This is a genomic window from Egibacter rhizosphaerae (assembly GCF_004322855.1).
Taxonomy (GTDB): domain Bacteria; phylum Actinomycetota; class Nitriliruptoria; order Euzebyales; family Egibacteraceae; genus Egibacter; species Egibacter rhizosphaerae.
This window is the reverse complement of record NZ_CP036402.1, coordinates 963,007-987,095: the sequence shown is the minus strand read 5'-3', so window position 1 is coordinate 987,095 and position 24,089 is coordinate 963,007. Positions and strand designations below refer to the sequence as shown.

Here is a 24,089-nt window from a genome sequence, read left to right as displayed (position 1 = left end):
CGCGAGGTGGAGCAGTTCGGTAGCTCGCCGGGCTCATAACCCGGAGGTCGCGGGTTCAAATCCCGCCCTCGCAACCAAAACAGCAGATGCAGTCGCCGGAAAGCCCGCCACTGGCGGGCTTTCTGCGTGTCCGGACGCCGTGGTGGCCCGCGATTTCCCGGATCGAGAGGGCCGGATCCGGGATTTCTGACACCGCGCGCCCAGGGCAGCCCTGGGCAGCACACCCCCTGCCAACCGCGCCGAACCGGCGTTCGCATCCCGTGCGATCCCAACGGGGGTGGGCAGGCCCTGGGCACCCCGGAGTCCGCGGTGTCACCGCTGGCGGCGATTGCATCCTGGCCGCCAACGCTCACCGGTCCTGCTGTCACCGCCACCGGGGCGGCGGCAGGAGGCCCGAACACCATGCAAGAGCACGAGCGGTGGCTCAGCCGCAACGAGGTCGCCGACCTCGTCGGGCGCAGCTACGACACGGTTCGTCGCGACGAGGGCCGCGGGCTGTACCCCCACGCCCGTCGGCGGGCCGGCTCCACCACGCGCGAGATCCCCCTGAGCGACCTCGTCGAAGCGGGTCACTACGACCCGGCGAGCGAGGCGGAGTCCGCCGAGGAGACCATCTCCAAGGTCCGCAGTGGCCGGGAGAACAGCGAGTTGCGCGAGGAGCTCGCCAGAGCCCAGGCTCGGATCGAAGCGCTCGAGGAGCGCCTGGCCGACGCCAACGAGGACCGGCGGTTCCTTCGCCGGCTGCTTGAAGGGCGGGCCGCCTGATGGGGCGCCAGCGCACCGGTCAGATCCGCCAGCGGGGCAACAGCTGGGTCGGTGCCGTCCCCTGCGGGCCGAGCGGGCGGGAGCGCAGCGCGTCGTTCTCCCGCGAGGAGGACTGCCGCCGGTGGGTGCAGGCGAGCCTCGAGGCGCTCGACGCCAGCAGGGCCGTGCCCGACCCCGAGCTCTTCCGCCATCCGAGCAGCCCGGTGGTATCGCAGGGCGGCGCAAGCGACGGGGAGGACACCACCACCGACCCGTTATTCGCGACGCTGGCGCGCGAATGGTGGACCGAGTACTACGAGGAGCTCGAGCACGGCGGCCCAGGCCGCGCTCAAGACGTCCTGCTGTCCCTGGAGAACCACCTCGTCCCCTTCTTCGCGAGCTGGCGCGCCAGCGACTTCGAGGTCGGTCCCGGCAGTCAGGCGCGCGCCCACTGCAAGCAGCTGCTCAAGCAGTTGGCCGGCCGCACCCCCGAGCGCCCAACCTCGACATCGCCATCCCCCGATCCCGCGGAGGCCGATGCCGGCTCCGCCGAGCAGGGAGCCGTGGTCACGGTCGAGCGGGCCATCGAGCTCACGGGCACGAGCCGGTCAACGGTCATGCGCGCTCGGCGTGCCGGGCGTTTGCCGAATGCCGACGTTGAGCCCGGCCCGAAGGGGCGGCTCATGATCCCCGTCGACGACCTCGCGCAGGCCGGCCTCCTCGCTGGCCAGAAACCGCACAAGGCACTCCAACAGCCAACCTCCGCGGCGGTGCTGTGGGTGCTCCAGCGGGTCCTGGCCTTCATGCGCAGCAACGGCTACCTGCGTTCGGACCCCACCGAGGGGCTCAAGCCGATGGCGCCCCGGGACGCCGCCGCCCGCACCAGGAGCTCGTCGCCCAAGGCCAAGCCCCTCACGCTTTGGCAGTGCCGCCGCATCGCCGCCCATCTGCACCCCGTGTACCAGCTGGTGTTCTGGCTGCAGCGGCTCCTCGGGCTGCGCGTGAGCGAGGCCTTCGGCTTCTTCGTCCGCGATGTCGTCGACGGTGGAGCCGACGGGATCGTGGCGGCGGGCGCCCAGGGTGGAAGGCCGTTCCTGGTCCGCGACGAGCACGGCGACGTCGTCGCCGTTCGCCACAAGAAGGACGCCAAGAACGAGACCTCAAACCGCCTGCTGGCGGTCCCTACCACCCTGATGCGGTTGATCCGGCTGGTGATCGAGGCCTACCACATGGATCCCGCGACCGGGGAGATCGCCTACGACGCGCCGCTGATCCCCGGCATGAAGGACTACTGGAAGCCCGACCAGCAGGGCTACCGCACGGCGTTACGCAACGCGGGCGCCGCCGAAGGCCTCTCTGACCTCGACGGCGACGATGTCCGGGTGAGGCCTCACACCCTGCGCAAGAGCTTCGTGACCCAGCTGCACGGCTCCGAGCTCGACGACCTGCTCGTCCGTCGTCTGGCCGGGCACAGCGCGGGCACCGACGTCCACGAACGCGTCTACGTTCTCAGCGACCCGTCACTGGAGCCGCTCCGGCGCGCGGCCGCCGAGCTCGATGACGCCGTCGTGCAAGAGGTCGGCTCGGTGCTCGTGCCGACCACGAAACGGCCCCAGTTCGACCACAGCAACCCACTGGCAGGCCAACGTGAGTACAGCGAGGTCGTGCTGGCGCGGGCCTACGCTGACGAGGGCGAGGACGACCCACTCTGCGGCACTGAGCGCGTGGCCGAGGAACTGGATCTCGCGCCCACCACGGCGCGGCGGTGGATGCGCGAGGGCAGAGTGCCCACGGTCGAGGAGCCCGGCCGGTTCGGCCAGACCGAACGATTCGCGCGCCTCAGCGAGGTCCGCCGGGTCCGTGAGCAACTTCACCGAGCTCGCACGCTCAACGACTTGGCTGACGAGGTGGGCCGAACCTATCACCAGCTCTATCAGATGGCGCAGCGACTGAAGCTGGACCTGCCGCGGAGCGGACAGCGGTTGGTCCTCGACGAGGAGTCCGAAGCGATCCTGCGGCGCGAGCTCGATCGGGTCGCCGAGTTGCACCGTCGAGCGATGAGCGCCGAGCAAGCCCGCAGGGAGCTCGGGTGTGTGCTCAGCACCGTGTACCTGCGGGTGCGCCGTGGGGAGCTCGTCGTCGACCCCGAGACAGACAGCAGCGGGGCCAAGTTCATCACCCGGGCATCGGTCGCCGCCTACCTCGAGCGCGAGAGTGCACCCACCGCAAAGGCGAACTCCGTGCCCCTGCCCGAGGCAGTCCGCCTGAGCGGATGGAGCAAGACCGAACTCTTGCGTCTGATGTACGCCGGCCACCTCGAAGCGGTCCGCGTGGGCCGGCGGCTGCAACTCTCCGTGGACAGCCTTGAGCGCTGGCTCAACGAGGATCCGAGCGAAGCGACTGGTGGGAAGGCCCGTGCAGCGCCCCGCTAGCGTTGGCTCCGAGCTGGCGCCAACCAGCCCCGGCGGAGTCCTGAAGCCCGTCGGTCAAGGCCTTCTCGGCACCAACGTCAACCGTCCGGTCTGCTGCGCCGCGCGTGCCTCGCCGGCCGCGATTCGCTTCCGCCCCGAACTGTTTGGCGTATGTGCAGCCGACCCACCGGGGACAGCATGGTAGCCGGAGGCGCTGGTGATGGTCGGGCACGAGGTGTCATACACCGAGACCGCCGACCGGATGCGGGTGCGCGGCTGACGCGACCGGGTCGGCGCCGGCGCCGCACCGTTCGCCAACTGGGTGGAGACGCTGGGGCCAGTGGTCGTGCAGCCGCGGGAGGAACGCGAGTGGCCCGAGACCGTGGTGCTGGACGACACCTGGTTCGATGTCGTCGATCGCCGCACCGGCGACCGCAGCCGAGCCTTCCACATCCTCGGCGTGTACGGCTACAGCGCTGGGGGAGCGAAAGGGCGGGTGTGGGCGCTGTATGCGACCCCGCAGGTAAGCCAGTCCGACTGGAAGCAGCTACTCGGGACCCTTCCCGGCGACCCAACGCTAGCCGGCTTCTCTTGGCCTACGCGCCCCAGATCGTGAGCCGGAGCTCGTGCCCGTCCTGGTGGAACTCCGGCTCCCGACCGGAGAGCTCGGTCGAGCGCTGGACGATCCGCTCGACGCCCTCCCCGCGCTCCTCGATGTAGCGGCGTCCCTGCGCCGTCGTCAACTTCGACAGGAAGGTCACCAGCAGCTGGTTGCGCGTGTACTGGCGATAGCGCATCGACTCGACGTCGAGCGTGTTCGGTAATCCGCCCGGCGAGGCGATCTCCAGCCGATCGTCGAACTCGAGCAGGCGGATGCGCGACCCCACGACGGCGTAGTCCCGGTGCGCGACGGCGTTGACGACCGCTTCCATCACTGCGCCGAGGTCGAACTGCGGTCGGTCCTCACGGCCCACGTCCTTCGATGAGCCGCGTCGCATGTGCCGTCCCACCAGCTCCACCGCGCGATCGACCTGCTGGCCCCCCGGCCCGTCGAGGTCGTGCTCGTCGACGACGTCGCCGTCCATCTGGCTCCCGCGGTACACGACCGCGCGGATCACCGCTTGAGGCAGGTGCGCGTCCGGCTGGGACCCGAACGCAACGAGCCCCGCGATCGTCGGTCGGGTCGGGGCCTCCGCCGCCACTACGCGGCTGTTGCGCAGAACTCGCAGCGAGTCGGACTCCTCCCGCGTCGGAAACACGCGCTCGAGGATCCCATGGTCGAGGTCCTCCAACGAGGCGTCGGGAACGGGCGACTCGTCGTAGGCGTGGTGCAGGCTACGCTCGTGCAGCAACCGCTCCATCTCGAACCCATCGAGGTCGCGTTTGTCGCGTCCCACCCGCCGGTACCACCGACCACCGGTGGTCCGATGTGCGGCCAAGCCGCGCTCGACATGTACGACCACGACGTACGAGACGCCGCCGGGCCCCTCGAGCGGGACGTTGCGCAAGCACCGGGGTCAGCGGCGGCAAGACGTTGTTGCGCGCGACGTCGACCACCCAGTCCCCGACGCCTCGGCGTCGTCGGCCCCCGTAGCCTGCGAGGGAGCGATCGTCCTCGACGCCGACGAGGATCGCGCCACCCACCCCGTTGGCGAACGCGACCATCTCGCCCGCGAAGGACTCCGAGCTCGCTCCCTCGCCGACCACGGACCTGCCCTCGACCCGCGGCGCCTTGAACTCCGTCTGGGAGTCCTCACCACCGAGGATCCGGTTCGAGACCTCCTCGACGGTCGCGATGATCTCCATCCGCTCAGTACCCGTACCGCTGCCGCCGCAGCCGGAACGCGGCCTCACTGCCTTCCATGATGTTGCTCACCACGGCCTTCATCCCCTCGTGCTCGAGCGTGCCCACCTGCATGCCGCCGTCCGCAGTCTCCGAGCCGTCCAGGGCGACGATGCACTCCGCATCGCCGTTGACCGGGACGTTGGCGTTGTGGGTCGCGGCGACGATCTGGCGCTCCTGCTTCCGGTCACGCAGTAGTTCCACCACGACCTCATAGATGTAGCGGTTGTCCAGGTCGTCCTCGGGCTGGTCGAGCAGCAACGGCCCCGAGCCCACCGAGAGGAGCAACGAGAGCACCGCGGTGCTCTGCTGCCCGAGCGAGGCTTGCCGGATCGGGCGGAACTCGCCCGACCCGTCGCGGAACAGGGCGGTGACATGATCCTCGGGCAGGAAACGCTCCATGTCGTCGAAGCGGTCCGGCTCGACCTTCGCCAGCGCCCCCTCGACGTTCCCCGTCAGTTCCCCGTCGCTGAGCGCGCGCACGTGTTCAGCCGTGGTTGCGCCGGCGCGCAGCTGCGCGGCGTCGGCCCGCAGCGCCTCGACGAGACGCCGCCACCGCCTCGCGGGCACTTCGGGATCTGAGCCCTCGTCGTCGTGGCCGTCGCCATGGTGGACCCAGGCCACCAGGTTCTCCCAGTCACGTCCCCGCATGCCCGTCCCGCCGAACCATCGGTCACGCTGCGCCACCGGCTCTTCCTCATCGCCGAATGGGAGAGTGCGCAAGCGGATGTCGGCGCCCGCGTCCTGCAACCGCTGGGCGATAGCCCGGCGCAGCTCGCCGCGCTCGACGTGGAGGGCGAGGAGCTTCTCCCACGTCTCGGTGAGCTCTGCCTCCAACTCCTCCAGGCGCTGCGGCAGTTCGCGCAAGCCCTCCGCCTTGCGCCGCTGGACGGCGAGCTTCGCGTGTAGCGCATCGAGCTGGCCGAGTTCCAGCCCCTGCTCCTCCAGGCGGGCCACCACCTCGCGGTACTGCACCTCCAAGGGGTTCTTGAGCTCCGCGAACGGCCCCTCTTGTACGTCGGTGACGAGCTCTCGGAGTCCGTCGATGCGCTGCACGAGCTCGCGCCGTGCCTCCTCGATGCTGGCGCGGCGCTCCGCGGCTCTCTGGGCCAACTCGGACAACGGCTCGGTCGCGGGGCCGTCGGGAGGGGCGGATGGCCACTGCTCGTTGAGCAACGGGTCCGCCGGGACGGCCTCGCCAGCCTGCTCGATCGCCTCGCGCAAGTCGGTCAGCCACCGCTCCTGGCGCTGGCACTGCCGGTACGTCGCGAGGGTGGGGCTGTCCGCCTCCTGCTCGATGGCGGCGACCTGTCCCTGCAAACGCTCGATCTCGGTCTCGACCGTCGTGCGCTCGGCGAGGCGCTGGGTCAGGTCGCGTCGCTGCTCCTGAAGCTGCTCCAGCCGTCGCACCAGGTCGCGACGGCGCGCGACGAGGTCGCGGAGCTCGTCCCCAACCACGTGATCGATCTCTCGTCGGATGGCCTCGTCGCCCGCAGCGATCTCGTTGATCTGCCGTTGGCTCAGGATGCGCGGCTCGACGAGGGCGCGCACGTCGGCGACCGCGGACGGGTCGTCGGTGTCCGCCCACCGAGCCTCGCACCCGTCCCGGGTGCGGACGACCTCCACGGGCCGGTCGTCGCAGCGGAGGACGAGCCGCACGCGGGTGTCGGCGGTGACCACGTCTTCCAGAAAGCCCTTCACGCGTCGCCCGACCTCGCTGTCCTCACGCGGGAGGTCGTCGAGGCGATCGCGGTCCAGGGCCCAGCGCAGCAGCTCGATGATCGTGGACTTGCCGGTCCCGCGCCCACCGATGAGTGCGTTCAGGGACGGCGACAACTCCACGTCGAGGCCGGCCGCGACCGCGCTCGGCCCCTCGACCCCCACCCCCTCGATCTCGATGCGCTCGATCCAGGTCTCCGGGGGCCGTGGCGGTGGGTCCTGGTGGCGGCGCAGCCGCGACTCGGGGTCGAGCAGCGCCTGGCGGATGCCCTCGACGCCTGTCGCGCTCATCTTCATCCACGTGTGGACCGCGCCGAGCTCGTCGAGGTTGGTCGGGTCGCTGGCGTCGACGAGTGGCCAGGAGCCACGCGTCTCGTTGCGCGTCACGAATGCCTCGAACTGTTGCGCTTGGGAGTCGCTCAGGGCCCCGGGAGGACGCCCGAACAGCGCGGCCGCGGCCCAAAGGCGCAGCAGGTCCTTGCTCTGGTCGAAGTCCTCGCCCCGCACCTGGAATCCCGACCAAGCCCGGTGCGCGAAGGCGTGCTGGCGCAGGAGACCGCTCAGCTCTTCGCTGAGGCCCTTGCCCTTGTCGATGTGCGCCGGCAGTCCGAGCAGGCTCCCGCCGGAGTCCACCGCCTCCTGGATGAAGAGGGCGAGGTCCCGGATGCCGATCGAGGCCAGTTCGGGAGTCCCGTCGCTGCGGAACGGGTTGCGGTTCTGGAAGGCGTGCCCGATCAGCTGCGAGATGCGGTCCCGCTCACCGGGGTCGCCGACCACGAGGAAGTGGCATCCGTCGACGGTGAGCTCCACTCCCGGCAGGACCACGAGCGAATGGCCCGTCTCCGCATGCCACGACTGCAGATGGGTCGTGACATGGTCGAACCCCTCGATCATGTGGTGGTCGGTGACCGCCACGATGTCCAGTCCAGCGTCGGCGCACTGATCCAGCCAGGCCCGAGCTTGGCCCTCGACGGTCCCCAACCCCTTGTCGCGTTCCTTCCTCGCGCCGTCGCCCCACCGGCGGCTGTGATCGAACGGCGTGTGCGCGTGGAGATCGACCCTCCGCCACCTCGCCACGGCCATACAAGCCCCTTCCGGGTCGAACGCTCGCGCCCACAGGCTAGTGGCTGGGCGAAACGGGCAGGGGGAGCACGGAGCGAGCAACGCACCGGTTTGCACCGAACGGCCCGTCGCCCATCATCGACGAACGCACCGGCATCCCGGCCGCCTCGATCGGGGTAGCCCGCGGCGTGCCCGGCGAGGCTCGATCGGGAATCGCGAAGGGCGCCACCGACGCCCGAGGAGGCATTCATGGCACGAACCTGGTTGTCCATCCGCGTGGAGCTGGTCGGCGGACGCGGGGAGCACTGCTGGCCGCGGCCCGGCCGTGTCTTCGCCGCGGCGCCGACCCACACCTTCACCGACCTCGCCGCGGCGATCGACACCGCCTTCGGTCGCTGGGACCGCGCGCACCTGCACACCTTCGACCTCGCCGACGGCGCCCTCGTCGTCGACGCCGGGACGTGGGACGACCTCCCGCAGGTGGGCGAGGTGCACGACGGTCGTGCCCTGACCCTCGATCGGCTGGCGCTCGGCGAGCAGCTCGCCTACACGTTCGACCTCGGCGACGATTGGGAGCACTGCTGCACCGTCGAGGACGCCCGCATCGACCCGACCGAGACCCTCGGGATCGAGCCCTCCGAGCCGATGCCCTTCTGGGGCTGGGGCGAGCTGCCCGACCAGTACGGGCGACGCTGGAGCGCCGACGACGGCGAGAGCGACCCGCCCCCGAACCCCGGCCTCGCCGACCTCCCGCCGCTGCGCCCGCTGTGGGGGACGAACTGGGGCGCCTCGTGAAGCTGCCCGTCGGTGGCGAGCGGCTTGCCGCGCCAGCGCCGGGGCCACGCCCTCGGGTCGCTGGGCATCGAGGGCCGGTCGACGGCGACGACGATGCTGCCGCTGGCGAGTCTGCGGCATCTGCGCAGCCTCGGCGAGGTCGAGGTGCCCGCGAAGCTGCTCAACCTCACCGACAACCGCCAGGACGCGTCGCTGCAGTCAGGCCATTTCAACGACTTGGTCCAGAAGGGCGGGCCAGTAGATCCGGGGCCTGTTTGGCCCCGTTGCTGCCCTCTTCTGGACGATGCCTTCACATTTCCTGAACGCATCTTATCCCGTGTGGACCCGTCGAGCACCGGTCTGCCCGCCGCGCTGGCTAGCGCATGGTTGGCAAAGGTTCGGCAAGTGGCGAGCGCCGGCGGCGTTACCAGTAGCTGGTCGCTCGCCGATGTGGGCGTTTGCGGCTCTCGTCTCGTCGGGCCGCTGTGGCCGCACGCGGTCGCGCAGTCGTCGGCTCATCGAGCGGCTGGTCGAACCCCGTCGGGCTGCGGTTGGGTGACAGACGCACCGCGCCCCAACCCTGGCAACGCCATCGGAGGCGAAGCTGAGGTCGCCGGTGACCAGGTAGGACTCATCGCGTTGCGAGACCTTGACGAGCCCGCCCGTCCCACCACTCCCGACCAGCTCGAAGCGCTCGACGTGTGCTGCAGGGACCGGATTGACGTGTGATGAGCTACGGCATCTGACAGCGCTGTGACCAGGGGTTTCGTGGGTCTGGACCAGTGTTAGTCCTGGTCAGGGCCTTGGACTCCATCACACCGCAATCCGGTCCCTGGTGTGCTGGCGGGTCCTGGAGGAGAGACCGTGGGTCGCGGCATGCTACGCCCATGGACGTGTTTATCAGTTCCGTCGTGGGTGGCTACGAGGCCTACCGTGACGCTGCGGCAGATGCGGTTGCGACGCTGGGGCATCGCGTCGTCAGGGCCGAGGACTTCCCGGCGACGCCTGGAACCCCGCAGCAGGCGTGCCTCGAAGCAGCCCGTCAGAGCGACGTGGTCGTGCTGCTCCTGGGTAGCGACTACGGCGCACCGCAGGCGTCTGGTCTTTCTGCGACTCACGAGGAGTACCGCGAGGCTCGAGAGCGCAGGCCGGTGCTCGTCTTCGTCGAGTCCGACGTCGAGCGCGACCCGGCCCAGGAGGAGTTCCTGCGCGAGGTGCAAGCGTGGACTGCTGGCCACTTCCGGGGGGCGTATTCGAGTACGGACGAGCTGAAGAAGGCCGTGACCAGGGCGCTGCACGAGCATGAGCTCGCGACCTCGGCTGGACCTGTCGACGAGGGCCAACTGATCGCACGAGTGCACGAGCTGTTGTCGGGGGAGCGCGGAAGCACCGGTCAGCCCGTCATGAGCGTGGCAGTGGCCGGCGGTCCCGAGCAGCAAGTCGTTCGTCCCGCCGAGCTTGAGGATCCGACCCTGGCTCGCGACCTCCAGCGGGAGGCACTCTTCGGGGCGCACCCCGTGCTCGACGCGGCTGAGGGCACGCAGGCGCACGCACGCGGGCACACGCTCCGACTCGAGCAGCCGACGGCTTCGGTCGCCGTTGACGAAGCGGCAGCGTCCTGGTCAGCCAACGGGCTATCCAAGCGACGCGTGAGCACGGTGGCGTCCTGCCTGCCCTCGTCGAAGAGGATGTGCTCGATGCCGTGCTGCGTGCTGTCCGCTTCGTCGGTGCGGTTCTCGACAGGATCGATCCGGTTCACCGGCTCACCGACGTCGTCGTCGCCGCACGGATGCTGGGCTCCGGGTATCTGCCGTGGCGGACCAGGGCTGAGCAGCAAGCGAGCCCGAACGCGGCAACGATGTCGATCACTGGTGGTGGGGCCGACTCGGCGGTGATGCTCTCACCCGCTCGACGGCACCGGCAGGCGCTCACGCACGACGCTGAACGCATCGCGACTGACCTCACGGCCTTGTTGAGGAGAGTGCGTCAGGGATGACTATGTCGATGCTCGAGGTGGAGGCGCAGCGTGCCCGGTGGGCGCGGCACCGGGACCTCCAGCGGTTGAACACCGAGTTCGGTGACGAGTTCGCCTCCGGGGGGCTGGCGCGGCACGTCGAGAGCCTCGATTTTCGATTGCTGTTCGTGCCTGCTGATCCCGAGGATTCCGCCGTACCCCTTGACAACACCACGATGGAGTGGCTGAAGGAACACTGCTCGAATGCTCCGGTACTGCCGCGACACCACAAGCGAGCGACCGTACAAGCTCTCGTGTCCTATGAACGGCGACGCGAGGACCGAGGGTGGGATGCCTACGTGGCGGTGCATCAACACGGGGGCGTCGAAGTCGGTGCGGCGATCAGCTACGTCGTGAGAGACACCAGGGTGTTCAGGCTCCGTACTGCCGTCTCGATGGCTGCGGCGGTCACCCGCATGCAGGTCGACGCCGCGGAGCGATGGCAGATCGAGTACCCCTATGAGCTCCTGGTCGCGTTGCGCAACGCGCGCGGTGCGACGCTCGGCAACTTCGCCGAAGGGTGGGCGGAGCCAGGTCAAGGGTTGTTCGACTTCGAGGTTGCCCTGGAAGACTACGTGCTCCTCCGGCGCGAACTCCACCGAGCCTTCGAGCCGGAGTCGGTGGCCGTGGACGTGGGAGATGACCTCGAGCGGGCGTTCGGTACGACCTTGCGGCGGCACCTGGCGGGCCGTGGCGAGCACGAAGGGCGTCTCGACCCACGCATCCTCTGACCTGCTGCGCCGCACGGAGCGGACGCCCCGAGGTGTCAGAGGCCTTCGGAAGCGAGGCGGGGAGCGCCTGCGGCTCCTCCGGCGTCGTGACGTATGGCTTCATCTGCCGGAGGCGGATCTAAGGGCGTCATGTACTCGGATCCGCGTCGGCTCGCCGCAGTGATGGCGTCGTAGCGCTCGAGGACGAGCCGCTTGGTGCGGAACTCGCCGTAACCGCCTCGCTCTGGTGGCTTGCGTTCCTTGCCGGCGAGTGACTCGAACGATTCGAGGACCCACTCGACGTCGTCGCGGCCGAGGCCGTAGACGTGGAAGAACGCGGCGTCTAGCTCGGCACGTAGCAGCTCCCGGCGCGAGTCGTGCCAGCGGAAGGGCGCACCGGGGTAGCCGATGTCGGTGGCCCAAGCTTGGAGGTCCCAGGCGGTGTAGGTGAGCTCAGCTACTCGCGGTGCGGTGAAGTGATTGAGCCGTTCGCCCCATGGCAGTGGCGTCCAGGGGTCGATGCCGAGGGGGAGCTGCTTTATTACGAATAGGGACATGTTGGCGTCTACTGCACTGCGAGCCACATAATCGCACGCCAAGCTACTAAGACCAGCCAGCAAAGTGGCCAGATGCTTTGGAAGGGTTTGAGGGAGTAGCAGTACTAGGCTGCTCATGGCATAACGAGGAAGGGCGCTGCAAATGAGTGTCCGCTCGTCCGTCGCTCTGGCGATTGCGCGACACCCGATGAACCAGTCACGGCCCCACCGGCCTGTGAGCCGTTCGTCGACGTGGGCTTGGTCGACCCAGTAGCCGGGTAGCGTCGCGAAGGTCGGGTCGGCCTTGGCTTCACTGCTGACGGCGGGGATCCAGTTGACGCGCTTCTGCTTCTCGGTCTGGCCTTCGTAGGTGCCGGCGCGGTGGTCGTAGAACCAGATCAGCTTGCCCTCGTACAGCGGCAACGCCCGGTTCCCGTCGGGCCAGGTCAGCTGGTTGCCGTCCAGCTGCGCGCCGGAAGCCTCCGCTGTCTCCTGATCGTGGAATAGCTGTGAGTCGTTGGCCATGTGGAACATCGACATGAGCTCGACACGCCAGGGGTTGTGCGCGGGGTCCTCGGGAGAAGCGGTGTCGTTGACGAGGACGCCGGCGTTGCGGTGGATGGTGGCAGTGATCTCAGCGTCGCGGGCGTGGCGGAACAGCGGCGCAGTCTTGGTGTTGGGGTTGATCGCGGCGATGTCCTCAGGCGTGAGGTTGTAGCGCCGCTCGGGGTCGTCGATCTGGCTGGCTTGCCATACGTGGCCGGTGAAGCCGATCTTGTCGACGGGATGATGGCTTCCGACAAGGGTGACGAGGGCGAAGGTGACGCGATCGTTGACTTCGGGAAACAGCCGGTCGTGGTTCCAGATCGACCAGAAGGAGGCCAGTCGCCGGGCTTCCACGAGATGGGCGAAGAACGGCGCGTAGGTCGCGCCGGTGGCAAGCCCGGTAGGACTGAGGAAGCCGGCAGCGCCCCCGGGATTGTGGGCGTGGAGGAAGTGGTCAGCGAACACGGCGTAGAGGTTGACGTCGCCGACGCCGCCCAAGGGGAACCGGCCGGACTGGCGGAGCAGCTCGGAGTGCGCGCTGGAGGCGCGAAGGGAGGCGTCCCACTCCTCGGCGAGCGTCTGGTCGACGGGATCGTCGGAGGCGCGCAGAGCGTTGATCATGCGGTTGCGTGCGGCGGCGTTCTTCGCGTCGGCGATGTCGTCGCGGCCGTGGGCGGCAAACCACTCCCGCTGTTGGACCTTCACGCGTTCCCACGGGGGGTTGCCGAGCAAGACGTCGAAGCCGCCGTTTTGAGCGATGTGGGGGAAAGCGAGGTGCCAGTGGAAGAAGCCGTGCTGCTCCGCCTGGCCCTGGACCCGTTGGACGCCGGGGCGGCTGGCGGCGGGTAGGTCGCCGTGGTGGGTGTCGTAGTAGACGTCGAAGGGTTGGTCGTCGGCGGCGGCTTGGGTGGAAGTCTTGGGGGTGGTCCAAGTGGCGAACCAGGCGTCGCAGCGCAGCCTTGCGCGTCGCAGGGCTTCGGATTCGGTGAGCGTGGCGTGGATGCGCTGCTTCTCGGCGAGCGCGTCGGGATCGTCGTCGGGCAGGGCGGCGATGCGGGAAGCGTCGCCGGCGAGTTCAGCGGTCGGGTCGCCGCTGGCGGCCCCGGCGAGATCGAGGGTGAGCTGGCCTTCGCGGCGGCGCTTGTTCGCGGCTTTGAGCTTGTTTGCTGCGGCGCGGACGTCGCTGTGCAGCACCTTGAAGGCCGCGTCGGGGATCCCGCGGGGGTCGGAGGCGCCGGGGTGCCAGTCGACGATACTGGGGTCGAAGCCGACGCCGAGGACGGCGTTGCCGGCCTTGAGGTGGTGGTCGAGGAAGGTCAGCGGCTTGCCAGGCACGTGGCATTCGAGCCACAGGGCCATCTTGGCGAGGTCGACGGCCATGGGGTTGACGTCGACGCCGTGGATGCAGCGGCTGACGACGTCGCGGAGCGCGTCGCGGTACGCCGTGGGGTCGGGTTCGGGGTTACCGGTGCGGTGGGCCGCGACGTGCTTGGCCAGCCGGTGGGCGGCAGCGACGAGGAAGTGCGCCGAGCCCATCGCCGGGTCGCAAACGGTGAGGTCGAGGAGCGCTGCGGCGGCCTCATCGCCGGCGCGGCCGTCGATAGTGCGGGTGACGACGGGGTCGAGGGCGTCGTCGAGGACGCGGGTGATCAGCGAAGTGGGGGTGTAGTAGCTGCCGGTGGTCTTGCGGGCGTGCCCGGGGGTGTGGGCAAAGGTGAACGTGCGCGCGGAGGCCGAAGCGGTAGGGGTGAGCTCGAGCAGCGCCTCGTACACCGCGCCGAGCTCCTCGGCGCCCATGTTGCGGTAGTCGACCCGGTGGGTGGTCCCTTCGCGGCGGACCCAGGCGAGGTGGCGCAGCGCGGCGAGGTAGCGACGGTTGGTGATCGTCGCGTCGTCGAGGTCGGGCGTGGAGGCGGGATCCCACAGGTCGCCGAGCAGCGGCGGCAGCGCGAGCGCGGACAGGCCCGCAGAGCGGCCGAGCGCAGCAGTGACGGTCTTGTGGGCTTCCCACGCGTCGGGGTGGCGCCCGCCGGTATGGCGGCGCGCCTTCTCGCGCCACACCGCGGTCGAGTAGTAGTCGCGGTAGGCGGCGACGGCGTCCGGGTCGGCGTCGGGTGGATGGAGCAGGCCGCGGTCCTCGACGGCGAAGAGGAACACGTGGCGGTAGGCGACATACAGCAGCTGGCGGTACAGGTCGGTGCTGTCGAGATCGCCGTCGGCGAGGCGCTGGCGCAGCGCGTGGTTGTCGGGGTGCTCGATGGCGCCCTGGCCGAGCTCGGTGATGGCCTCCTCCACGCCCCGGCGGAGCTCGTCGAGGGCGCGCACGCCGGTCTGGGCGGCGTAGGACTGCCACTGCTCGGCGTAGCAGTCGGCGGGGCTGGGGCCGGTGAAACGGCTGGCGTGCAGCGCGGCCCACAGGACCGCGAAGTCGGGGTAGTTCTCGTCGCCGAGCATCGCGGCGAGGTCGAACTCGACGTAGGCCTGCCTGGTGAGCGCGGCGTTGTTGCGCAGCAGCCGCAGGGTCAGTCCGTTGGTGACGATGCCCCAGAGGTGGCGGCTGGTGCGGTTGAGGTAGTCCTGCAGCGTGGAGTGCGGCGACTGCCGCACGGCGCCGGCGACTCCGGGGGTGGTGCGGTCGAGCGGCACGCCAGCGGGCAGCAGGTGCAGCGGGACGCGGTCGCTCCACAGGTGGGTGATGGGGTAGCGGTCGCGCTCGTCGTCGGGGTCGGCGTCGTCGACGGCGAGCCCGCCGGGCACCGGGTCGGGTTGGTGGTAGCCGAGTTGGTCGAGCAGGTGGCGCAGCCACCGGTCGCGAGTGAAGTCATCGGAGCCGTAGTGCTCGGTGCCGTGCTCGCTGGTGCGCAGCTCACGGTGGGCTGTGAAGTCGACCCACGCGGCCTTGAGCAGCGTCCACGCCGACCGCATGGGGGTGCGCAGGTCTGCCGCCGCGGGCAGGTCGTAGGCCTCAGGTTTGGTGCCGGGTAGCTCGCTGGGCTCGTCGCGGAGCACCGCGAGCAGCGACCCGCCCCACAGCCCCCCGACGGTGACGATGGTGCCGAACTCTCCGGTGGTGCGGCTACTCATCGGTCGCTCCGGCGGGGGTCGGGTAGCAGGACGTGCAGGCTGACGATGTCGGGGTCGGGGTGGGCGCGGGTGGCGGAGCGCCCGAAGCCGGCCTCGCGGCCGCCGGCGAAGCCCTGGCGCACGCGCCGGTGGGCGGTGAGCAGCTCCTCGGCGCGCTGGTCGGCGAGCTCGTCAAGCGCCTCCCGCCACTCGCCGTCGAGACAGTCGAGCGCCCAGGCGGCGTCCTCGCGGCGGTCGGGGTCGGGCAGGTTCACGGTGGGTTCGGCGTCGGCGAGCTGCTCGGGGTCGACGTCGTCGACCGGGCCGTGGCGGCGCAGCGGGATGGTGGCGACGTCCTCGACGAGCACGGTGCGGGTGTCGCCGCGGCGGGTGGTGGCCAGGTCGTGGCGGAACCGGACGGTAGCGAGCACGGTGCGCGTGTCGACGGTGTCGGTGGCGATGGCCCCGAGCCGCGAGGCGGGGGCGTGCTCGTAGCGGTCGATGGCCGCGTCGACGATGTACTGCGCGACGGTGCCTATCAAGGGATGGGTGCGGACCAGCTCGATGGTGCCCGCCGGCGCCGCGCCGTTGATGCTGGCCTCGATGTGGTCGGGCAGCTGGGTGTCGGGGAGCGCGTCGGCGAGCTCGTCGCGCAGCTGAGTGGGAAGCCCGGTGAGGGTGAGGGTGAGCCGGTCGCCGTCGCGGTGAGCGTGTCCGTCGAGCGCGGTGACCGCGGTGGCGAGGAATCGGGCGAGGTCGTCGGGCTCGCCGGCGGCGGCTTGGGCGGCGTCGAGCTGGGCGACGGCTTCGCTGGGGTCGATGGCGTGCTGGGCGAACTTGCTGCGGGAGCGCTGCTCGCGGTCGGCGGCGTCCTCCCAGCGTTGGTCGATGTCGTCGCGGACCTGCTGGTAGGCGCCGTCGTCGAGGAGCTGCTGCTGACTCCAGGAGGGTTGGGCGAGCAGCCGCTCGGCGGCTTCTTCGATGACTTCCTCGGACGAGCCGGGGATGGGGATGGCGATGCCGAGCCGGTCGAGGATGGTGCGGTGCTTTCGCAGTAGCACGTCGAGGATGAGGTCGTCGATGACGACGTCCTCGCCGTGCAGCGCCGCTACCCGCACTCTCGGGGCGGTTTGCCCGTAGCGGTCGACGCGTCCCTCGCGCTGCTCCAGCCGCGTGGGTGACCAGGGCAGGTCGTAGTGCACCACCGCGGAGAACCAGCGCTGTAGGTTCAGTCCCTCGGCGAGGCAGTCGGTGGCGACGAGGATGCGTGGCTGGTGGCCGGCGAGTTCGTGGACGTCGCGTTCGCGCTCATCCGATGGCGTGTCGCCGGTGACCGCGGCGACGGTCACGCCCTTGAGCCGTCGGTCGAGGTGCTCGGCGAGGTAGTGGGCGGTGTGGATGAAGCGGCAGAAAAGGATGGGGTGATACCCGTCGTCGACGAGTTCGCGGGCGAGCTCGACCGCGCGGGCGAGCTTGGCGTCTCCCTTGGGTCCGGCGAGCTCGTCGGCGCGGTCGGCGAAACCGCGCAGCAGCTCGGCGTCGTTGCGGACCTGCGCGCCGATGTCGAGTTCAGCGTCGGCAGTGACGTCCACGGCGTCGAGGTCGAGTGTGGTCTGCCGGCCGGCCTCGTCGACGTCGTCGACGGTCGCCTCGGCGGCCAGCTCGGCGGTGCCGGCGCGGTTGCGTAGCGTCTCCGCGGCAGCGGCGGGGGAGGACGCCAGCGCGCGCAGCAGCCCGAGCACCGACCACCAGCGCACTCGCCAGTCGCGCTGCCCGCGCTCGCGTGCCTGGTGCAGCTCGCCCTTGGCCCACGCGATGACGTCCTCGGTCAGCGACTCCTGGCCGCTGGTGGGTCGCCAGAGCCCGTGCGGGTCGGTGAGGTCCTCGCGTTCGGGGAACGGCGTGTCGGCGCCGTAGCCGTAGCGGACGTCGTGACGCTTGCGGGCGATGAAGTGGCGCGCCAAGAGGGCGCGCTGGTCGCCGGTGAGGTCCGCCTCGGGGTCGACGTCTGCCAGCTGGGGGTGCAGCAGCCCGACGAGGCTTCGGAACGCGCCCTCCTTGCCTGAGTGCGGCGTGGCGGTCACGAGCACGAGGTGGCGCCGCGGGTCCGCCGCAAGGCCTTCGAGCAGTTCGTGACGCAGGTGCTTGCTCGTGTTGGCGGGGTCCTTGGCGCACAGGTGCGCCTCGTCGACGATGAGCAGGTCGGGGGCCGTTTGGATGTAGTCGTCTCGGCGGCGTCGCGACTTGACGTAGTCGAGCGAGACGACGGTGACGGGGTGGCGGTCGAACAGCGACTCGCCGTAGCGCAAGTCGCGTTCGAGCTTTGCAGCGGTGGAGGCCAGCACCGGGGTGGCGTGCAAGTGGAACTTCTCGGCCAGCTCGCTGGTCCACTGATCAGCCAGATGCGGTGGACACAACACCGACAGCCCGTTGGCGGCGCCGCTTGCCAGCAGCTCGGCGGCGATGAGGCCGGCCTCGATGGTCTTGCCGACGCCGACGTCGTCGGAGATCAGCAGCCGCGCGGCGGGGTGGGCGCGCTCGTCGGGCGCCTCGTCCAGGCGCAGCGCCATCATCAGCGGGACGAGCTGATAGGCGCGGGGGGTGACCGCGAGACGGCCGAACGAGCGGAACGGGCCGGGAACGTCGGCGACGCCGAAGCGGACCGCGTCGCGCAGCAGCCGCGCGGAGCGGTCGCTGCCGAGGTCGTCGAGGGTGGGAGCGGGGAACTGGGCGGGCTCGACGCGTTCCACGTCGGGTAGCACGCCGACGGGTTCGTTGTCGGCGCCGGCGATGGGGCGCAGTACCAGCAGCTGGTCGGTGGAGCCACTCTGCACCACCCACTCGCGGCCGCGGGCGGAGACCAGCGAACCGACGGGAAACTCGCGCGGCTCGCTGGCGGTGTCAGTGGCGGTCATGCGTGGGGCCTTCCGAACACGTGCTCGTGGACGTCGAGGGTGTCGGTCCACCGCTGCCGGGTGGTCTCCCACGCCTCGCCGGGGTGGGCGGGGAACCGCACGACGCGGTAGCCGACGTCCTCGAGGTTCTCGGTGTCGCGGCGGTCGCGGGCCTGCTGGTCGGCGCCGTCGTGGTGGGGCCCGTCGATGAACACTGCGGTGGGCTTGCCCGCGTCGGGCTCGTAGATGAAGTCGGGCATGCACTCGGCAGCCTCGACCAGGCGCTGGCCCATCGTTGGCGGCCGGTGGCCGCGCTCCCGCAGCAGGTCGAGCCAGTCGCGCTCGAGCTGGGAGGAGGTGCCGTTGTACAGGGGCTGCCAGTCGTAGCTTGCGGGGTCCTCGGCGGCCAGTTCGATGTCGGCGCCGTCGCTTCCGGATGGGGGTGCGGCGCCGGTGTCGGTGACGACGACACGGGCGTTGGCGAGCGCGATGAGCGCGGACTTCGCGCCGTGCGCGTCGCTGCGGTCGAGCAGCTCGTGGTCGCGCTGGTTGGTGTAGGACAGCAGGCAGTCGTAGCACGCCGCGTCGCAGTCGGAGTGACGGTGCGGAGCGCGGCGCACGTCGCGCCATCCGTCCGAGGCGTCGGGGTCGGGTTGGTAGTGCATGCGCTCGAGCGCGGTGCGGGCCAACTCGGCGAGCGCGTCGGGCCGTTCGGGGTCGACGAGCAGCCGCAGCACCCCCGCCCCGCCTTCGGCGGCCTCGTACAGCAGGAACGCGTCGCGCTCGCGCGGGTCCTCCGAGGGCAGCGGCTCGCCGGCGAGCTCGGCGTCCTCGAGCTGGTACAGCTCCTGGCTCGCGGTGCCGAGCGCGGCCTGCAGGGTGGCGACCAACGAGGCGCGGCCGCGCTGCTCCGGCTCGGTGTACTCATCTTCGTCGGCGGCGGTCGCGAGTAGCGCCGGGTCGGGGCGGACAACGAGCGTGTTGCGGCGGTCCTCGACGAACGGGACGACCTTGGTGATCGGCTGCCCGGTCGGGTCGTCGTCCGCGCGCGCGGCGCCATCACCGTCATTGTCGACGGTGGCATCGGGCTCGGGCTTGGAGGCCCATCGGCCGTCCTCGACATTGAGCCAGAACCCGTGGCCCTCTTCGGCCTTGCGGCGGCGCCACCCGAGGTTCAGGCGCGTGAGCGTCGCGGTGTGCCCGTAGACCAGTTCGAGCAGCGGCTGCCCATCGGCGGCCTCGGCGCGGGCGGCGGTGCGGTCGAGCCGGTCGCCGCGGCGAGCGAAGCTGAACCCGGTGCGCAGCTCGTAGCCCTGCCGGTTGCGCTCCTCCTCGTTGCTGTTGATCCGCTCCACCCGGCGGGTGGCCACCGAGGTCATGCGGAACAGGTTGTGCCAGTGGAACCCTTCGGCCAGCCGCGTGCCGCAGTTCACGCACAGGTCGGGCAGCAGCGCGTCCTCGCGCTCGGGGCGGTGCAAGTGCCCGCACGTTCGGCACATCGCCCCGTCGGCGAGCAGCTGCGCCTCCCCGTCGTCGCGGATGGTGTCGGCGTCGACGGGCAGCATCGCGCGCACCACCCGGTAGATGCTGCCGTCGTGGTAGATCGTGGTTTGCGGGCCGAACTCGGAGACGGCGACGAACCGGGGACGCTGGAGCATCTCGGCGTCCTCGCTGCTGCGTCCCCGGCCGGGGAGGTAGGCCGACAGCGGCAGCCGCGGGAACGAGTAGCCGGGCAGGAACCCCTCGGCGGCGAAGTAGCGGTAGGAGTAGAAGTCGGAGGTATACGAGCTGCCGTGCTCCTCGGCCAGCAACAGGTCGACCTGCTGCCGCGCGGTGCGGTAGGCCCGCAACGCCTGGTCCCGCTCGTGCTTCGTGCGGCCGCGGTCGTTGGCGATCCGGTGCTGTTGACGGATCTGGGCCATCGCGGCTTGGTACAGGTTCGCCCACCGCTGCGTGGCGGCGGCGAACGCATCCGCGGCCCCGTCAACGACCCGGTCGACCCAGGCGTCGTCCCACCAGGTGGCCTGGTCGAGGTCGTCGACGCGGGCGAGGACGCGCGCGGCGGTCTGCTTGGCCTGCCCGCGGGCGGTGGGGCTGCGCAGCTTCGCGTCGATTTCGGCGTCGACCCCAACGGCGGGTGGGGTGGGCTCGTCGTCGATGTCGAGCACCTCGCCCATCGAGCGGTCGAGGTTGGCGTCGCTGGCGCCCAGCAGGATCGCCTGGACGTGCGACTGGACCAGGTCCTCGTTGGCGAGGTCGATGCGCGGCGGGGCGACGTGGCCGGCGACCATCTGCCAGGGCTTCTGGAAGTAGAACTGGTCGTGCGCCGACCCCGTGGAGCAGTAGGTGAACACGAACGCCGCCTGCCCGGAACGGCCCGCGCGCCCCGACCGCTGCGCGTAGTTCGCGGGCGTCGGTGGCACGTTGCGCAGGCCGACGACGTTGAGGTTCGCGATGTCGATGCCCAGCTCCATCGTCGGGGAGCAGAACAGGGCATCCAGGCGCGGCGGGTCGTCGCGGAACTGCTGCTCGCGTTCCTCACGCTCGGCCGCGGGCACCTGGGCGGTGTGCTCGGCGGCGCGGATCCCCGCGAGCGCGTCGGCGGTCGCGGCGTAGAAGCGCTGGAAGAACTCGTTGGCGGACTTGCTCGCCTCCGGCGCCCGAGGCACCCGCAGGCGGTCGCGCTGCGGAGCGCCGTCGCCGGGGGTCCAGCGCATCTGCGACGCGGCGACGCGGTACAGCGTCGCGCCGTCGGCGGCCTGGCCGGCGGCGACGAGCAGGCCGGCGTGCTCCAGCACCCCGAGCAGGTGCTCGATCGCCGCGCCGACCTCGTCCTGGGAGAGCCGTCCATCGAACGGGTGGCGACCCAGCCAGCGGCCGAACGCCGAGGCCGGGGTGGCGTGCTTCCACTCGGCGGGGTCGGGATCCTTCACGCCCTTGGCACGCTTGATGCGTGGACGGGCGACGACCGCGGTCCAGCTCGCCAGCTTCTCGCGGTCGTCGACGCGCCACGGGTCCAGCAGCGTGTCGAACGTTCTGCTGGCCAGTGTCTCCTGCTGCCGCGGGTCGAGCGCGTCAGCGTGGATCGCCAGGTCGCGCCGCAGCCAGTCCAGCAGCACCCGGCCGACCTCTTCGCGCTGGGACGCGGTCGCGCTGGTCAGCACCGTCGCCGTGCCATCCGCCGACAGGTCCGGGCGGGCCCACAGCTCGTCGTCGGCGGCGAGCTCGGGCAGATCGACGTAGTCGACGCGTAGCAGCCCGACGTTCTCGAGATTCGGGGCGGTGATCCGCCAGCCACCACGCAGGTCGTGGAAGATCCGGTAGCGCAGCACCGCGCGGAACGCTTCCTCGATGGCGCGGCGCCGCCCGTACGAGGCGTCGGGGGTCTGGGCGTAGTCGGCGAAGTCGAGACCGAGTTGGTCGTGGACGCGCTGCTCGATGTCCTGCGAGCCGACCCCCCGCGCGCCGGCCTCGCGCACGGTTTGGTAGATCGCCGAGCGCAGCAGCCCCACCTGGACGAAGTCGTTGAAATGGCCCGACTGCAGCGACGCGTCCTGGCGGTTGTCGGTGAAGTTCAGCAGCTTCGCGGGCACCTCGACCTCGCCGAGGCTGCGCAGATGCCGCAGACTCGCCAGCGTCAGCATCGTCGTCGCCGTCGACCGGCCCTCGATGCCCAGCGACCCGAGCTTGGCGAGATCCGATTGCATCGTGTGCGGCCCGTAGCTGATCCCGCACGCCAGGCAGAACCGGAACGGTCGCGGCACGAAGTGCGCCGCCTCGCCCTCGACGTTGCGTTCCCAGCCGAGCCCGTCGACGCGTACCGGCTGCGGCAGGAAGGCGGCGCGGCGGCGCTCCACCCGCCGGCCGCCGTCGGGGCCCTCCTCGACCCAGTCGTCGGGTACCCGCTCGACGACCTCGGCCTCGGAATGCGACGGCCACGGATCCCGCGTCGACACGTGCAGAAACCCGAGCGTGCCGCCGTGCTCGCCCTGGCCGTCGCCGACGTCGCGGGGGTGGTAGCGCACCTGCCCGTCGACCTCGACGCGCTCTACCGGGTAGTAGTCCTGCCCGCACTCGCGGCAGAACGCCAGCGGGAAGAACCGACGGGTGCGGTCCGACTCGGGGTCGTACTGCTGCGCCTCCATCGTCAGGCGGCGCGCCGCCTCGCCCTGCAGCGTCGCCAGCACCGACGAGCCGCGCGAGACGAACTGGTGCAATCGGAACGCGAACGCCGGTCGGTCCGTGCTCGGATCCATCAGCCGGTCGCCGGCCAGGATCAGCTCGCGCAACGCCTCCGCGCACGCGCCAGCCTCCGCGCCGGTCTCCTGCGCCAGCCGAGCGGCCAGCCCGGGCAGCTGGTGCGGTTGCGCGCGAACCAGCGGGCCCTCGCTGCTGCGCGCCACCCCGACCTGCGACTCGACCCACGCCGACAGCGGGTGGCCAGCCAGCTCGTCGAAGGTGGCGGGTGGGCGGAATCCGTCGACGTCGGCGGCGGTCGGGTCGGCAGCGTGCTCGTTGGTGGTGCGCTCCAGCGTCTCGCCGATCACTCGCTCGGCACCGACGGTCCCGCCGAACAGCGTTGAGGCGACATCAGCCACCGCGGCCCGCTGATCCGCCGGCGACCCGCCGGAGGCCATCGTCGCCGACGTTCCCACGTACTGGACGCCCTCGGCCCCGGTCGCCTCCGCGAGGCGGCGCAGCAGCAGCGCCACGTCAGCGCCCTGGCGGCCCCGGTAGGTGTGCAGCTCGTCGAGGACGAGGAACGCGAGGTCGCTGGCGTGGCCGACGAGCCGGCGGTCCCATACCCGCGAGAGGATCAACTCCAGCATCACGTAGTTGGTAAGCAGGATGTCCGGCGGATGCTCGATGATGGCGTTCTTGACGTTGCGCGGCTCCTGCCCCGTGTAGCGCGCGAACGTCACCGGGCTCGCGGGCGCCGAGGTGTCCAGCCGCCCCTGCTCGTCCAGACGGCCGGCGAGGTTGCCGTACGGCAGGAACTTCTCCAGCTCCTGAAGCTGACTGTTGGCCAACGCATTCATCGGATACACGACGATCGCGCGGATGCCCCGACCCGAGCCCTCGCGCAGCACGCGGTCGACGGCGGGGACCATGTAGGTCAGCGACTTGCCCGACCCCGTCCCCGTCGTCATCACGAAGTGGTCGCCCGCGGCAGCCGCGCGAATGCCCTCCACCTGGTGTCGGTACAGCTGAAACGGCTCGCGGCCCCCATTCGAGGTCTCGCGGGCGAACAGCTGCTCGCAAGCCTCGTCGAGCGTCCCGTCGGCGACGAGGTCGGCCACCGACGCGCCAGGGGAGAACTTCGGGTTGATCTGCACCCACGGGTCGGGCCACAGCCGCTCCGACGAGAGGGCCTCCTCGACGACGTCGCGGACCCGCTCGTCGGCGATGTTGATGAACCCCTCCACATAGGAGCGGTACTCCCTGACGACCTCGTCGCGCAGCGCGAAGGCATCCAGGCGGCTCGACACCCGCTGACGCGCTGCCGCGGCATCGACCTCGACGCTCACGCCTGCCTCCGATCCACATCGCCACGTGGCCCAGAGGATCGCACCTGCGGTCCGAGCACGAAGACCTACAAGGCCGACGAATGTGACCTCGACGCCGGAGCCGCGGGGTGGTCGGCCGGATACCTGGGGCTGCCGGTCCGAGTGGGGGTCGGAAGGGTGCCAAGGGCGCCGCGGGTTGGTTGTGGCAGCCTTGGCGTCCTTGCTTGGTCAGGGTTGCTGGTGGGGAAGCGACCACGACCAGGTGC

At 70.6% G+C, this 24,089-nt stretch carries 13 protein-coding genes, 1 tRNA gene and 1 pseudogene; 9 read left to right on the top strand and 6 right to left on the bottom strand.

The window, feature by feature from the left end; genetic code table 11:
* The 4 genes from ER308_RS04600 (at position 1) to ER308_RS04585 (ending at position 3,771) form a co-directional block, all read left to right on the top strand.
* Positions 1-77, top strand: a tRNA-Met gene (locus ER308_RS04600).
* 325 nt (positions 78-402) lie between these two features.
* The gene (locus ER308_RS04595; RefSeq protein WP_131153892.1) at positions 403-765 is read left to right on the top strand and encodes a hypothetical protein; all 363 of its coding nucleotides are present in this window, start codon (positions 403-405) and stop codon (positions 763-765) included.
* Positions 765-3,176, top strand: a complete 2,412-nt coding sequence (locus tag ER308_RS04590; protein ID WP_131153891.1) for a tyrosine-type recombinase/integrase — start codon at positions 765-767, stop codon at positions 3,174-3,176. The genes ER308_RS04595 and ER308_RS04590 overlap by 1 nt, the downstream gene beginning before the upstream one ends.
* 319 nt (positions 3,177-3,495) lie before the next feature.
* On the top strand, positions 3,496-3,771 hold the full coding sequence (locus tag ER308_RS04585) for a hypothetical protein (RefSeq protein ID WP_131153890.1): 276 nt from the start codon (positions 3,496-3,498) through the stop codon (positions 3,769-3,771).
* Here the strand turns inward: ER308_RS04585 and ER308_RS04580 are convergent.
* Genes ER308_RS04580 through ER308_RS04570 form a run of 3 tightly spaced genes read right to left on the bottom strand, consistent with a single transcriptional unit; the run spans position 3,752 to position 7,800 of the window.
* Positions 3,752-4,552 (bottom strand): ATP-binding protein, encoded by an 801-nt coding sequence (locus ER308_RS04580; RefSeq protein ID WP_131153889.1) that lies wholly within the window; start codon positions 4,550-4,552, stop codon positions 3,752-3,754. The two genes, ER308_RS04585 and ER308_RS04580, sit on opposite strands and share 20 nt — an antisense overlap.
* Positions 4,491-4,961 (bottom strand): AlbA family DNA-binding domain-containing protein, encoded by a 471-nt coding sequence (locus ER308_RS23100; RefSeq protein WP_131153888.1) that lies wholly within the window; start codon positions 4,959-4,961, stop codon positions 4,491-4,493. Before ER308_RS23100 ends, ER308_RS04580 begins: the two co-directional genes overlap by 62 nt.
* A gap of 4 nt (positions 4,962-4,965) precedes the next feature.
* A complete protein-coding gene (locus tag ER308_RS04570; RefSeq protein WP_131153887.1) occupies positions 4,966-7,800 on the bottom strand; it encodes a TrlF family AAA-like ATPase in 2,835 nt (944 codons plus the stop codon).
* A 228-nt stretch (positions 7,801-8,028) separates the two neighbouring features.
* Here ER308_RS04570 and ER308_RS04565 point away from each other — a divergent pair, with 228 nt between their 5' ends.
* From ER308_RS04565 to ER308_RS04550, 5 genes and pseudogenes are all read left to right on the top strand, one after another.
* Positions 8,029-8,574, top strand: a complete 546-nt coding sequence (locus tag ER308_RS04565; RefSeq protein ID WP_131153886.1) for an IS1096 element passenger TnpR family protein — start codon at positions 8,029-8,031, stop codon at positions 8,572-8,574.
* A gap of 12 nt (positions 8,575-8,586) precedes the next feature.
* The gene (locus tag ER308_RS04560; protein ID WP_131153885.1) at positions 8,587-9,282 is read left to right on the top strand and encodes a hypothetical protein; all 696 of its coding nucleotides are present in this window, start codon (positions 8,587-8,589) and stop codon (positions 9,280-9,282) included.
* 158 nt (positions 9,283-9,440) lie between these two features.
* Positions 9,441-9,677: pseudogene (locus ER308_RS23095) on the top strand (DUF4062 domain-containing protein); the annotation flags it as partial.
* Between the two features lie 566 nt (positions 9,678-10,243).
* Entirely contained in the window at positions 10,244-10,549 is a 306-nt protein-coding gene (locus tag ER308_RS22260) for a hypothetical protein (protein ID WP_240731960.1), read from the top strand.
* Positions 10,546-11,298 carry a hypothetical protein gene (locus tag ER308_RS04550; protein ID WP_131153883.1) on the top strand — a complete coding sequence of 251 codons (753 nt, stop codon included), beginning with the start codon at positions 10,546-10,548 and terminating at the stop codon, positions 11,296-11,298. The genes ER308_RS22260 and ER308_RS04550 overlap by 4 nt, the downstream gene beginning before the upstream one ends.
* 35 nt (positions 11,299-11,333) lie before the next feature.
* On the opposite strand, the gene ER308_RS04545 is transcribed toward ER308_RS04550, so the two are convergent.
* From ER308_RS04545 to ER308_RS04535, 3 genes are read right to left on the bottom strand one after another with little or no spacing between them, the layout of a single operon-like run.
* Positions 11,334-15,443, bottom strand: coding sequence for an Eco57I restriction-modification methylase domain-containing protein (locus tag ER308_RS04545; RefSeq protein ID WP_131153882.1), 4,110 nt, complete (start codon positions 15,441-15,443; stop codon positions 11,334-11,336).
* The gene (locus tag ER308_RS04540) at positions 15,440-18,337 is read right to left on the bottom strand and encodes a helicase-related protein (RefSeq protein ID WP_131153881.1); all 2,898 of its coding nucleotides are present in this window, start codon (positions 18,335-18,337) and stop codon (positions 15,440-15,442) included. Before ER308_RS04540 ends, ER308_RS04545 begins: the two co-directional genes overlap by 4 nt.
* A complete protein-coding gene (locus ER308_RS04535) occupies positions 18,334-23,844 on the bottom strand; it encodes a DEAD/DEAH box helicase (protein ID WP_131153880.1) in 5,511 nt (1,836 codons plus the stop codon). Before ER308_RS04535 ends, ER308_RS04540 begins: the two co-directional genes overlap by 4 nt.
* Between the last annotated feature and the right edge of the window lie 245 nt (positions 23,845-24,089).